We start from the raw sequence: 11,745 nt of genomic DNA, 5'->3' as shown, positions 1-11,745 counted from the left end.
CGAGACGCGCCGCGCGTCGGGCATGGCTCTTCCCTCGAAAGCCCATCGAGGCGAAACTCTCGGCGGCCAATTCCCGCGGCCGATGCGGCGAGGAGACTGGGCATGAAGTTGCGATTCCCGTTGCTCGGCGCCGTCTTCGGCGTCGGCCTCGCCACGACGGCCGGCGCGGGCGATCTCGGCTATCCGGCCTCCGCTCTCGGTGAGTTTTCCGCCAAGCCGCGAACCACCTTCGACAATGCGCCGCCGATCGTCGCGCCCTTCGCCGTTCCGCTCGCCGCGGATCAGAGCGCTGCGCCCGCTGCGCCGCCTGCCTCGTCCGCCGCTGCGGCTCCGCTCGCTCAGGCCGAGACGGAGGCGGTCGAGTCGCCGCCTTCGCCCTCGGACCCGCCTCCGACAGCCTCGGCCGGGCTCGACGAATATGAGGCGCGCTGCTTCGTGAAGCTCGAGGGCCGCGTGGTGATCGCCAAGCCCTGCCGCATCCTGCGCGACAAGGACAGGGAAGTGATCTTCGAGATCGACGAGGGGCCGCTGACGATAAAACTGCGCCAGGGCCGGGTGTGGACCGCGCGGCTCAAGGATCGTGATCTCGGCAATGTCTACAGGACGGGGCCCTGCTGGGGCGCAAAGGGCTTCTACGCCTGCGACCGCGGACGCATCTGAGCGCGCCGAGCGGCCCCCTATTCACTGCGACTTGACGCCCCGGCCTTCCTCCTGCGGCTCGCTGCGCAGGCCCTTATGGCCGAGCGTCTTGGCGATGATCGCCTCGGTCGCCGAGGTCCAGCCGGGCCTCGCATGGACGATCGGCGTCGGCCCGTCGCCCGGAACGATGTGAACGAGGCGAAAGCCGTGGGCTTTGAGTTCGCGTAGAAACTCCGGCATCATCGCCGCCGTGGAGGGACGCGGATCGTGGAACAGCACGATTCCCTTGCCCGCCGATTCCAGCCGCGACATCACCAGCTCCAGCTCGGCGCGCGGCGTCATCTCCTGCCAGTCGGAGGCCCAAAGATCGGCGCCGAAGACGGCGACGTCGCGATCCTCCAGCCAGCGCACCAGCTCCGGCGTGTCGGCGAAGCCCGGAAAGCGGAAGAAGGGAAAATGTGGCGTCGGCCCCTCGGGCGTGAAGCCGGCCGCCGCATCGACGGCCTTGAAACCTTTTTCTATGTCGGCCTGCGCCGCGGGCTCGCTCATCAGCCGCAGAGTGCGGGCGGGATGACTGTAGGAATGATGCCCGGCGTTATGGCCCTCGGCGACGATGCGCCGAACCAGCGCCGGCGCTTCGGCCGCATGGGCGCCGACGAGGAAGAAGGTCGCGCGCGCGCATTCGGCTTTCAGCGCGTCCAGCACGCGCTCGGTCGCGCCATGGGCGGGGCCGTCGTCGAATGTGAGCACGACCTCCCGATCGGCGAGCGCCAAGGTGCGCGGATAGGTCTGCAGGCCGAGCGCGAGCTTTTCGCTCCCGTCGATCTCTAGGGTCCGCGAGACGCCCAGCGCCTGCGGGCCGCATTCGGCCGCGCGCGCGGCGGCCGGGCCGATCGCGAGCAGCGCCGCCAGAAGACGAATGAAGGGTGAAAGAAGTTGCATCGGCGGTTTGCTTTCCCGGCGTGGCGCGCTATGGGAGCCCTTGTCCCGGTCTCGCCGGCCGGGCGGACCCCTCGCGCATCGATCAGGGCCCCATATGTCGCAAGACCATGAAAAATCGGCGCCTGCGGAAGGAAATTTTCGCGACGAGGACACGGGGGAGCCGCGCGCCGATTTCGTCTCCGCGGTGGAAGACGCCATTGCCGAGGGCGATTCCGGCCATGTGAAGGAGCTGGTCTCGCCGCTGCACGAGGCGGACCTCGGCGCGCTCATAGAATTGCTCGACCATGAGGAGCGTCCGCGCCTCGTCGAGCTGATGGGCGACGAGTTCGATTTCGCCGCGCTGACCGAGGTCGGCGAAACGACGAGAGAGGATATTCTCGACGAGCTGCCGGTCGAGACGCTCGCCGAGGCGATGCGCGAGCTCGAGAGCGACGACGCCGTCGCCATTCTGGAGACGCTCGAGCCCAGGGAGCAGGCTCAAGTCCTAGAGGCGCTGCCGGCGCAGGAGCGCATCGTGCTGCGCCGCTCGCTCGAGGCCGCAGAGGGCACGGCCGGGCGCCTGATGCAGACGACGCTCATCGCGGTGCCGCCCTTCTGGTCGGCGGGCGAGGTGCTGGATTTCTTCCGCGAGACGGAGCCGGACGAGCTGCCGGACAATTTCTTCGAGGTCTTCGTCGTCGATCCCGCCTATCGGCTGCTCGGCACGGTGTTTCTGGACGCTCTGGTGCGCGCCCATCCCAAGACGCGGGTCGAGGAGATCATGCAGGCGGACCGCCGCCGCGTGCAATTCGGCGACGACACGGAAGAAGTGGCGCGGCTCTTCGAGCGCTATAATCTCGTGTCCGTGCCGGTCGTCGACGAGGCGGAGAGGCTCGTCGGCGTCATCACCATCGACGACGTCGTGGACGTCATTCAGGAGGCCGCCTCCGAGGAGATCAAGGCGCTCGGCGGCGTCGATCCGCATGAGGAGCTGACCGACAGTTTCTGGTGGATCGTCCGCAGCCGCTTCTTGTGGCTGCTCATCAATCTCGGCACGGCCTTCATCTCGGCGAGCGTGCTGAGAACCTTCGAATCTCAGCTCCAGCAAATGGTGGCGCTGGCCGTGCTCGCGCCGATCGTGGCGAGCCAGGGCGGCAATTCGGCGACGCAGACGATGACGGTCACCGTCCGGGCGCTGGCGACGCGGCAGCTCTCGCGCTCCAATGCGCTGCGCATCATCCTGCGCGAGCTGGCGACCGGCGCCTTCAATGGGGCGGCTTTCGGCCTGATCACGGGGCTCGTCGCCGCCAATTGGTTCCAGTCGGTCGGGCTCGGCCCGGTGATGGCGATGGCCATGTTCACCAATCTTGCCGCCGGCGCGCTGGGCGGCATTCTCGTGCCCATGCTGCTCGAGCGCTGGAAGGTCGATCCGGCGGTCGCCTCCAGCGCCTTCGTCACCACCGTCACCGACGTCGTCGGTTATGGTTCCTTTCTGGGCATAGCGACATTATGGTTCCACCTCGGTTGAGTCGCGCGTCCGCGCCGGGGGCGAATCGCGTCCGGCGGGGGGAATTAACGCTTCGTTACCGGCTTGCGGGATATTTTCGCGCAATGCGATCGAACGATTTTTTCGCGGCCGCCGCCGCCCTCCTTCTCTCCACGGCCCTCGCCGGCTGCGGCAGCGCCATCGACCCGTCGTACAGCGCCCGCCCGCGCTTTGCGACCAGCGCGCCGCTCGTCAACGCCCGCAAAGACCCGACCTATCTCGCCTATGCCGTGCCGGAATCGCAGCTCCACGCCTATCCGGCGACGCGCAGCGCGGAATTCTCGGTGCATGGCGTCGATGTCTCCAAATATCAGGGCGACATCGACTGGCAGGCTGTGAAGGAGTCCGGCGTCGCCTTCGCCTTCATCAAGGCGACCGAGGGCGGCGATGCGCTCGACTCCAAGTTCCAGCGCAATTGGGCGGCCGCCAAGGCGGCCGGCGTGCCGCGCGGCGCCTATCATTTCGTCTATTGGTGCCGGCCGCCGCATGAGGAGACGGGGTTCTTCAAATCCGTCGTGCCGGTGGAGCCGGACGCGCTGCCGCCGGTGCTGGACGTCGAGGCGACGCCGACCTCGCGCAGCTGCAAGCGCACGCTCTATCGTGAGGAAGTGCTGCGCGACATGCGCGTCATGCTCGAGGATATGGAGCGCCATTACGGCAAGAAGCCGATCATCTACAGCTCGGTGGATTTCTATCAGGCGATCCTGCATTCGGGCGCGCTGGCGGAATATCCGATCTGGGTGCGCTCCACGAAATATCATCCGGCGGTGCGCTATGGCGACCGCAAATGGACCTTCTGGCAATATCGCTCCGACGGCCATGTGCCCGGCATCTCCGTCGCCGTGGATCAGAACACTTTCAATGGCAGCCACGAGCAATGGCGCGATTGGCTCGGCGCGACCACCGGCCTGAAGACGCCGTCGGCCGCGATGGCGGCTGCGGCGAAGCCGATCGACAATCGCAGCCTCGAGAAGCTGATCGAGGAGGATCCGGCGATGCTCCCCTCCGCGATGAACAACGCGCAGTGAGGTTTTTCCGCCACGCGGCGGCCTGCGTCGCGATTGCGTTGTTCGCCGATCGCGCCGCCGCGGCGGATTGCGAGAAGGCCGACGCCTCGCTCGCCGGTCAGTATCATCTGAGCGGCGTGATGGAGGTCGGCTCGGAGCTGCTGCTGCGCTCCGACGGGCGTTTCGACTATATGCTCGCCTATGGCGCGCTCGATGAGCTCGCCTCCGGCTGCTGGTCGCGGGAGGGCGATGTGGTCACGCTCATCGTCTCCAAATTTCAGGCGAGCATGGACGATCCGATGAAATTCGACCGGCTCGAGCTCGCCGTCACGCCGCGCGGCGGCTTGTCGCGGCGGTTCGAGGGCGGCCGAACGGGCGTTTATTCGCGGCCGCGCGGCTCGCGCCGGCGGTGATGGGAGGGGCCGGCGCGCCTCGTCCCTATTGACGCGCCCGGCGCCGCTCGCCACATCCGGCCCGGGCCTCGAAACATGGCCGGAGCCGATGCGCGTCATTTCCCTCGTCTTTTTCGCCATTCTCCTCGCCGCCGCCGGCGCGCGGGCCGAAGCCCCCGCGGCGGAGCCGCCCCCGAGCGAGGCCGGCCGCTTCGCCATGAGCCCGGCCGAGGGCGGATTGCTGCGGCTCGACAAGCAGACCGGCGCGGTCTCCTTCTGCACGGTGGAGGGCGGGCTCTCCGTCTGCCGCGTCGCCGCGGAGGAGCGCGCAGCGCTGCAGGGCGAGATCGAGCGCCTCGCCCGCGAGAACGCCGAATTGCGCGCCAAGCTCCCCGGCGGCGCCGGCGCGGAGGCGGTCCCGCGCAAGGGCCTGCCCGGAGAGGAGGAATTCGAGCGCGCGCTCTCCTTTACCGAAAGATTCTTGCGGCGCATGATGAAGCTCTTCCGCGAGGAGGCTCCAAAGGGCGAGAGCCTCTGACCCGCGCAATCGAGACCGAAGGACGCGCATGGCCTCCAATAGCCGAATCCATGATTTTCTCGGCGGCTCGCCGCTGCAAGTGCTCGTCAAGCTGCTGTTCGTGTCGCTCGTCGTCGGCGCGCTGCTGATGTGGCTCGAGATCGAGCCCATGGACCTCGTCCATGGCGCGCGGCGCTTTTTCGATCGTATTTCTTCGCTCGGCTTCGGGGCCGTTCACACCGTCCTCGGCTATGTGATCACCGGCGCGGTCATCGTGGTGCCGATCTGGCTCGTGCTGCGGCTTCTGAGCGCCGGGCGGCGCTGAGGCGGCGCGAGCAGAAAATCCTTGCGCCTGGCTGCGGGCGCGAGGATGACGGCGGGAGCGCCCGGGCGAATCGCCCGCCGGCCGCGCCGAAATGCGCAACCATTCCGCGAAACCATTCGAGGGGTCACAATGTCCGCTACTCTAGGCAAGAGATCGACCGTCTATCGCTATCTGACCGGCCCCGACGATGTGGAGTTCTGCAAGCGCGTGACCGAGGCGCTGAGCCTGGGCTGGTCGCTCTATGGCTCGCCGACGCTCACCTTCGACGCGACCAAGGGCCGGGTGATCTGCGGTCAGGCGATCACCAAGGACGTCTATGATTTCAAATACACGCCGGATGTGACTCTCTCCGAGCTGTGACGGGCCGATGGAGTGGCGGGACGAAGGGCTCGTCATCGGCGTCAAGCGCCACGGCGAGTCCGCGGTCATATTGGAGCTGATGACGCGCGCGCATGGACGCCATATGGGGCTGGTGCGCGGCGGGGCCGGCCGCGCGCTGCGCTCCGTGCTGCAGCCGGGCAATAGCGTCGAGGCGCAGTGGCGCGCGCGGATCGAGCAGCACCTCGGCTCCTTCGCCGTCGAGCCGGTGCGCTCGCGCGCGGCGCGGCTCATCGACCGCGCTTTCGCTCTGCATGGCGTCGGCCATCTCTGCGCGCTGCTGCGGCTGTTGCCGGAGCGCGATCCGCATGGCGAATTATTCGATATGGCGGAGGTCATCGCCGATCGGCTCGATTCGCTCGATCTCGCCCCGGCGCTGATGGCGCGATTCGAGCTGGCGCTGCTGGCGGCGCTGGGCTTCGGCCTCGATCTCGAGCGCTGCGCATTGACGGGAGCGACGGCGGACCTCGCCTTTGTGTCGCCCAAGACGGGCCGCGCCGTGGCCCGTGCGGCGGGGGCGCCCTGGCGGGACAGGCTGCTGCCTTATCCGGCCTTTCTGCGGCTGGCGGCGCCGACGCCCGCCGATTCGGGGGAACTCGCGGCGGCTTTCCGCCTCACGGGGCACTTTTTGGAGCGCAATGTCTTCGGCCCGCGCGGCCTGGCGGCGCCGAAGGCGCGCGCGCTTTATGTCGCCGCCGCGGCGACGTCATAGGATCGGCTCGCTCGGCTCCGCGTCACTCGTCCTCGCAGACGACGCGCCGCTCGCGCCGGCTGACGCCATAGCCCTCGTCGAGCGGCACTTCGACTTCCTTGCACAGCGCCTGCGGCGAGGGGGCGCGGCGCGTCTCCTTCTTCTCCGCGGCATCCTCGTGCAGGAAGGGGAGCCAGTCGAACAGCGAGAATTCGAGGGCTTTCGAATCGGCGCGGGCCGCGGCGAGGCCGGCCCCGAGAGCGAATACGAACAGCAGAGGCTTCTTCATGAGGTGCGGCTCGAAACTAGCGTCGGAGCGGGAGAGGGCCCGAAAGCTCGGCTGTCTTAGTGGAAGCGCGGAGGGACGGCAATGGTTCACGCCAGAGTCGCTACGGGATATAAGCGCATGCAGTAAACGCCGAAAGGGCGGGAGTCGGCGATATGGCGAAGAGCGGAACGACGACGGGGGACGAGGGCGGCGGGGACGCGCTGCCGGTCCAATTGCGCACGGCGCTCGAGGAGCGCTATCTCACTTATGCGCTTTCGACGATCACCGGCCGCGCGCTGCCGGATGCGCGCGACGGGCTGAAGCCCGTCCACAGGCGCATTCTCTACGGCATGCAGATGCTGCGGCTGGACCCGAACACGCCGTTCAAGAAATGCGCGAAGATCGTCGGCGATGTGATGGGCTCCTTCCATCCGCATGGCGATCAGGCGATCTACGACGCGCTGGTGCGCCTCGCGCAGGATTTCTCCTCGCGCTATCCGCTCGTCGACGGCCAGGGCAATTTCGGCAATGTCGACGGCGACGCCGCCGCCGCCTATCGCTACACGGAAGCGCGCATGACGGCGGTCGCGCGGCTGCTGCTCGAGGGCATAAACGAGGACGCGATCGACTTCCGCCCGAATTATTCGGGCGAGGAGGAGGAGCCGGTGGTGCTGCCGGCGGCTCTCCCCAATCTTCTCGCCAATGGCGCGCAGGGCATCGCCGTCGGCATGGCGACGTCGATCCCGCCGCATAATCTCGGCGAGCTCTGCGACGCGGCGCTCTATCTGATCTCGCATCGCGACGCCACCGCCGAGCAATTGCTGACCTTCGTGCAGGGGCCGGATTTTCCGACCGGCGGCATCGTCGTCGACCCGCGCGCGCAGATCGTCGAGACCTATCGCACCGGGCGCGGCTCCTTCCGCCTGCGCGCGCGCTGGCACAAGGAGGAGACCGCGCGCGGGCAATGGGTCGCGGTCGTCACCGAGGTTCCCTATGGCGTGCAGAAATCGCGCCTCATCGAGAAGCTCGCCGAGCTGATCGTCGAGAAGAAGGCGCCGCTCGCCGGCGATGTGCGCGACGAATCGGCGGAGGATGTGCGCGTCGTCATCGAGCCGCGCTCGCGCGCCGTCGATCCGGCGTTGATGATGGAGACCTTGTTCAAGCTCTCCGAGCTGGAGGTGCGTTTCCCCGTCAATATGAATGTGCTCGTCGACGGCGCCGTGCCGCGCGTGGTCTCGCTGGACGAGGCTCTGCGCCAATGGCTGGATCATCGTCGCGAGGTGCTGGAGCGCCGCTCGCGCCATCGTTTGGCGGAGATCGTGCGCCGGCTCGAAGTGCTCGAGGGCATGATCATCGTCTTCCTCAATCTCGACGAGGTGATTCGCATCATCCGCGAGGAGGACGAGCCCAAGCAGGCGTTGAAGGCGCGCTTCGAGCTCTCCGACTTGCAGGCCGACTATATTCTCGACACGCGGCTACGCGCTTTGCGCAAGCTCGAGGAGATGGAGCTGCGCAAGGAGCATGAGAAGCTCGTCGAGGAGAAAAGGGAAGTCGAAGCGCTGCTCGCCGACGAGGGGAAGCAGTGGAAGACGATCACCACGCAGATTCGCGAGCTGAAGAAAACGATCAACGCCGACGCCAAGCTCGGCAAGCGCCGCACCAGTTTCGAGGATGCGCCCGAGGCGACCGACATCGATCTCGCCGAGGCGCTGATCGAGCGCGAGCCGATCACCATCGTCGTGACGCAGAAGGGCTGGATACGCACGTTGAAGGGCCATGTGGCCGATCTCCCGCAGCTTCAGTTCAAGGGCGACGACGCCCTGGAGACATCCTTCTTCGCGCAGACGACGTCCAAGGTTCTGGCGCTCACGTCGAATGGCAAGGCCTATACGCTGGACGCGGCCAAGCTGCCGGGCGGGCGCGGCCATGGCGAGCCGATACGGCTGATGGCCGATATCGACGAGGATGCGGCGATCGTGAAAGTGCTGCCGCAGACGCCCGACGCGATGCTGCTGCTGATCGCCGACGACGGGCGCGGCTTCATCGTCTCGCAGAACGATCTCGTTGCGACGACGCGCAAGGGCCGCGCCGTCTTCAACGTCGAGCCGCCATCGAAGCTGAAGATCGTCACGCCGGCGGAGGGCGACCATGTCGCCATCATCGGCGAGAATCGCAAGCTGCTGGTGTTCCCGCTCTCCGAGGCTCCGCAAATGGCGCGCGGCAAGGGCGTGCGTCTGCAACGCTACAAGGACGGCGGCGTCGCCGACGCCAAGGTCTTCGCGCTAGCAGACGGGCTGACCTGGGTCGATTCGTCGGGCCGCACCTTCACCGTGGACAAGCGCGAGCTGAGCGAGTGGATCGCTCATAGGGCGGAGGCGGGGCGGCTACCGCCGCGCGGGTTCCCGAAGAGCAATCGATTCGGGTAGGGGTTGAAATATAATAGGGAATATTATATTTTGAAATCGGACAGTCTGCACCTCAGTGCATTTTGTCTAAGCTAACTAGCTGATTTTATTTATATTGTGATGGAGACGCCGATGGATTCTGACAAGAAATTGGGCCTCGCCCGAGGCGGGAGACGCTATGGACATCCACATTCCGAAATCGCTTCAACGCGAAGCGAAAAAAGCGGGAATTTCTGATGAAGATTGCCGAACCGCTATCGAAAAGGCCGAGCGCGGGCTGATCGACGCGGATCTTGGTGGGGGATTGATCAAACAGAGAATCCCGCGAGGTACTCTGAGCGCTGCGAGAGGGTCGCGCGCAATCGTCTTTTACCGAAGGGGGAAGCTCGCCGTGTTCCTGCACCTGTTCTCCAAAAGCGCAAAGGCGAATCTGACGGATTCGGAAATGGCGGAATATTTGGAATTCGCGCGATTTTTGGACCGGGTGACGGATATTGAGCTGCAAGCTCTCGGCGAAAAACGAGGTTGGCGAAAGATCGAGCTATGACGAAAAAGAGCTACCGCAGCGACGCGCTTCGATCTCTTCACGAGATTGCAGAGGATTTGCATGCGGTCGGCGCGATCGACAAAGCGACTATGCGGCGTTTCGACGTCAGCTGCCTGACTCCGGCCGAACCGCTCTCGCCGGATGCGATCAAGAAAATCCGCGAAAAAGCCAATATGAGCCAGGCGACCTTCGCTTTGGCTTTGAATGTGAGCAAGATTCTCGTCAGCAAATGGGAGCGCGGCGAGACGCGCCCGAGCGGGCCCTCGCTGAAGCTGCTCGCCCTCTGCGATCGCAAGGGAATCGAGGCGATCCTGTGAGCTTCGGCCAAGAACTCGTAAGCTATCGATTTGCGGGCTGAGGAAGCGGCGAAGCCGCTGTCTCGAAGCACGAGGGCGAGCCGCGAGACTCGGCGCGCTTCGAGACGCGGCCTTCGGCCGCAGAGGGAGGATGTGGAAGCAGGTCGGAGCCGCCTACAGCCCCGGATCATGCGACTCGTCGATGATCTGGTCCATCGTCAGCGCCGGTTCGGCCGCGCCCACATCGCCGATCACGCGCGCCGGCACGCCGGCCACCGTCTTGTGCGCCGGCACCGATTCCAGCACCAGCGAGCCCGCCGCCACTCGCGCGCGCTCGCCGATCTCTATGTCGCCGAGCAGCTTGGCCCCCGCCCCGATCAGCACGCCATGACGCACCTTCGGGTGGCGCGCGCCGCCCGCCGTGCCCGAGCCGCCCAGCGTCACGCCATGCAGCATCGAGACGTCGTGCTCTATGACGCTGGTCGCGCCGATCACCACGCCGGTCGCGTGATCGAGGAAGAAGCCCGCGCCGATTCGCGCCTGCGGATGGATGTCGGTCTGGAACTTTGTCGATGACAGGCTCTGCAGCCAGAGCGCGAGATCGCTGCGGCCGGAGCGCCATAGCGCATGGGCGAGGCGAAAGGTCTGGATGGCGTGAAAGCCCTTGAAATAGAGCGCCGCCTCCAAAAGGCGCGTGCAGGCGGGATCGCGGTCGAAAACGGCCATGAGATCGGCGCGCAGCGCGGCGCCGAAGGCGGCGTCGCGCGCCATCTGGTCGAGGCAGAGGCGCTGGATGACCGCCGCCGGCAGGTCCGGCCCGGCGAGCCGTTGTGCGATTCGATGCGCGACGACCCCTTCGAGACTGTCCTGCGCGAGAATCGCCGCATAGAGGAAGGCCGCCATATTCGGCTCGCGCCGCGCGGCGACCTCGGCCTCGCCGGCGAGGCGGGCGAATAGCGGATCGCCGCCCGAAAGGGCGACGAGCTGGGCGGGGCCGCGGTCATTCGCCATCGCTGAGCTCCCGCGCCGCCCCTATTCCCGCTGCGCGAGAAAATCGAGCACGGCCTGCTTATAGACCCTGTCGCCGACAGCGCGGTTATGGTCGCGGCCTGGAATATCCACGACATGGGCGTCCGGAAACAGCGGCTCCAGCGGATGCGGATCGCCGGCCACCTCGTCCCGCGTGCCGACGCAGATCAGCACGGGCGCCTCGATCTTGGCGAGCCGCGCGCGATCGACGATGTGATTCGGCCCGCGCGCGCAGGCCGCCAGGGAGCGAAGATCGCCGCGCGTCGCCTCGGCGAAGCCACGGAACATTTTCAGCAGAGGATCGTCGATATCCTCTATGCGCTCGGCCTCCATGGCCTCGGCCAGACCGCGCGGCAGGCCCGTGGTCACCAGATTCGCGCCAATGCCGCCGAGGATGAGCGAGCGCACGAGCTGCGGATGGTCGAGCGCCAGCGTGACGGCGATGCGCGCGCCCATGGAATAGCCCATGACATCGGCGTGCTCGACGCCGAGATGGCCGAGCAGATCGGCGACGTCCCCCGCCATTTGGGAGAGATCATAGGCGGCGGGGTCATAGATCTTCTCGGAACGGCCGTGGCCGCGATTGTCGAGCACGATGACCCGTCGCCCATCCTCGGTGAGCGTTTTGACCCATTGGGGGAAGAGCCAATTCACGGCATGCGTCGAGGCGAAGCCGTGAATGAGAACGATCGGCTCATGGCGATCCTCCGTCAGCGGCGGAAAATCGATATAGGCGATCTGTGCGCCGGTCGACCCGAACTCGTCCATCATCAATCCTATTTTA

General features: G+C 66.5%; 15 protein-coding genes. 11 read left to right on the top strand and 4 right to left on the bottom strand.

Features of this window, described 5'->3' with window-relative positions; translation table 11 throughout:
- The first annotated feature begins 102 nt into the window (after nucleotides 1–102).
- Nucleotides 103–660: a hypothetical protein gene (locus IY145_RS09200; RefSeq protein ID WP_196407938.1), complete on the top strand. Its 558-nt coding sequence runs from the start codon at nucleotides 103–105 to the stop codon at nucleotides 658–660.
- Nucleotides 661–681: 21 nt separating this feature from the next.
- Here the strand turns inward: IY145_RS09200 and IY145_RS09195 are convergent, their stop codons facing one another.
- A complete protein-coding gene (locus IY145_RS09195; protein ID WP_196407937.1) occupies nucleotides 682–1,581 on the bottom strand; it encodes a polysaccharide deacetylase family protein in 900 nt (299 codons plus the stop codon).
- A 94-nt stretch (nucleotides 1,582–1,675) separates the two neighbouring features.
- Between IY145_RS09195 and mgtE the strand changes: the two genes are divergently transcribed.
- The 7 genes from mgtE to recO all read left to right on the top strand — a co-directional run bounded on the left by mgtE (nucleotide 1,676) and on the right by recO (nucleotide 6,437).
- On the top strand, nucleotides 1,676–3,088 hold the full coding sequence (mgtE, locus tag IY145_RS09190) for a magnesium transporter (RefSeq protein ID WP_196407936.1): 1,413 nt from the start codon (nucleotides 1,676–1,678) through the stop codon (nucleotides 3,086–3,088).
- 83 nt (nucleotides 3,089–3,171) lie between these two features.
- Nucleotides 3,172–4,134 carry a GH25 family lysozyme gene (locus IY145_RS09185; protein WP_196407935.1) on the top strand — a complete coding sequence of 321 codons (963 nt, stop codon included), beginning with the start codon at nucleotides 3,172–3,174 and terminating at the stop codon, nucleotides 4,132–4,134.
- Entirely contained in the window at nucleotides 4,131–4,526 is a 396-nt protein-coding gene (locus IY145_RS09180) for a hypothetical protein (RefSeq protein WP_196407934.1), read from the top strand. Before IY145_RS09185 ends, IY145_RS09180 begins: the two co-directional genes overlap by 4 nt.
- A gap of 88 nt (nucleotides 4,527–4,614) precedes the next feature.
- Nucleotides 4,615–5,043 (top strand): hypothetical protein, encoded by a 429-nt coding sequence (locus tag IY145_RS09175; protein WP_196407933.1) that lies wholly within the window; start codon nucleotides 4,615–4,617, stop codon nucleotides 5,041–5,043.
- A 28-nt stretch (nucleotides 5,044–5,071) separates the two neighbouring features.
- Entirely contained in the window at nucleotides 5,072–5,347 is a 276-nt protein-coding gene (locus IY145_RS09170; RefSeq protein ID WP_196407932.1) for a DUF6460 domain-containing protein, read from the top strand.
- Nucleotides 5,348–5,476: 129 nt separating this feature from the next.
- Complete coding sequence (locus tag IY145_RS09165) at nucleotides 5,477–5,707, top strand: DUF1737 domain-containing protein (RefSeq protein WP_196407931.1); 231 nt, start codon at nucleotides 5,477–5,479, stop codon at nucleotides 5,705–5,707.
- A 7-nt stretch (nucleotides 5,708–5,714) separates the two neighbouring features.
- The gene (gene recO / locus IY145_RS09160; protein WP_196407930.1) at nucleotides 5,715–6,437 is read left to right on the top strand and encodes a DNA repair protein RecO; all 723 of its coding nucleotides are present in this window, start codon (nucleotides 5,715–5,717) and stop codon (nucleotides 6,435–6,437) included.
- A 22-nt stretch (nucleotides 6,438–6,459) separates the two neighbouring features.
- Here recO and IY145_RS09155 read toward each other — a convergent pair whose 3' ends face one another.
- The gene (locus tag IY145_RS09155; protein ID WP_196407929.1) at nucleotides 6,460–6,705 is read right to left on the bottom strand and encodes a hypothetical protein; all 246 of its coding nucleotides are present in this window, start codon (nucleotides 6,703–6,705) and stop codon (nucleotides 6,460–6,462) included.
- A gap of 152 nt (nucleotides 6,706–6,857) precedes the next feature.
- On the opposite strand from IY145_RS09155, the gene parC reads away from it, so the two are divergent.
- The 3 genes from parC to IY145_RS09140 all read left to right on the top strand — a co-directional run bounded on the left by parC (nucleotide 6,858) and on the right by IY145_RS09140 (nucleotide 9,953).
- Nucleotides 6,858–9,110: a DNA topoisomerase IV subunit A gene (parC, locus tag IY145_RS09150; RefSeq protein WP_196407928.1), complete on the top strand. Its 2,253-nt coding sequence runs from the start codon at nucleotides 6,858–6,860 to the stop codon at nucleotides 9,108–9,110.
- Between the two features lie 157 nt (nucleotides 9,111–9,267).
- Nucleotides 9,268–9,636 carry a type II toxin-antitoxin system RelE/ParE family toxin gene (locus IY145_RS09145; protein WP_196407927.1) on the top strand — a complete coding sequence of 123 codons (369 nt, stop codon included), beginning with the start codon at nucleotides 9,268–9,270 and terminating at the stop codon, nucleotides 9,634–9,636.
- Nucleotides 9,633–9,953: a helix-turn-helix domain-containing protein gene (locus tag IY145_RS09140; RefSeq protein ID WP_196407926.1), complete on the top strand. Its 321-nt coding sequence runs from the start codon at nucleotides 9,633–9,635 to the stop codon at nucleotides 9,951–9,953. The genes IY145_RS09145 and IY145_RS09140 overlap by 4 nt, the downstream gene beginning before the upstream one ends.
- Before the next feature lie 153 nt (nucleotides 9,954–10,106).
- Here the strand turns inward: IY145_RS09140 and cysE are convergent, their stop codons facing one another.
- Both cysE and IY145_RS09130 read right to left on the bottom strand, forming a co-directional pair.
- Entirely contained in the window at nucleotides 10,107–10,943 is an 837-nt protein-coding gene (gene cysE / locus IY145_RS09135; protein ID WP_196407925.1) for a serine O-acetyltransferase, read from the bottom strand.
- 21 nt (nucleotides 10,944–10,964) lie between these two features.
- Nucleotides 10,965–11,729: an alpha/beta fold hydrolase gene (locus tag IY145_RS09130; protein WP_196407924.1), complete on the bottom strand. Its 765-nt coding sequence runs from the start codon at nucleotides 11,727–11,729 to the stop codon at nucleotides 10,965–10,967.
- Between the last annotated feature and the right edge of the window lie 16 nt (nucleotides 11,730–11,745).

Source organism: Methylosinus sp. H3A (assembly GCF_015709455.1).
Classification (GTDB): domain Bacteria; phylum Pseudomonadota; class Alphaproteobacteria; order Rhizobiales; family Beijerinckiaceae; genus Methylosinus.
Note: the sequence above shows the minus strand (reverse complement) of the source record. Positions and strands in the feature narration are given on the sequence as shown.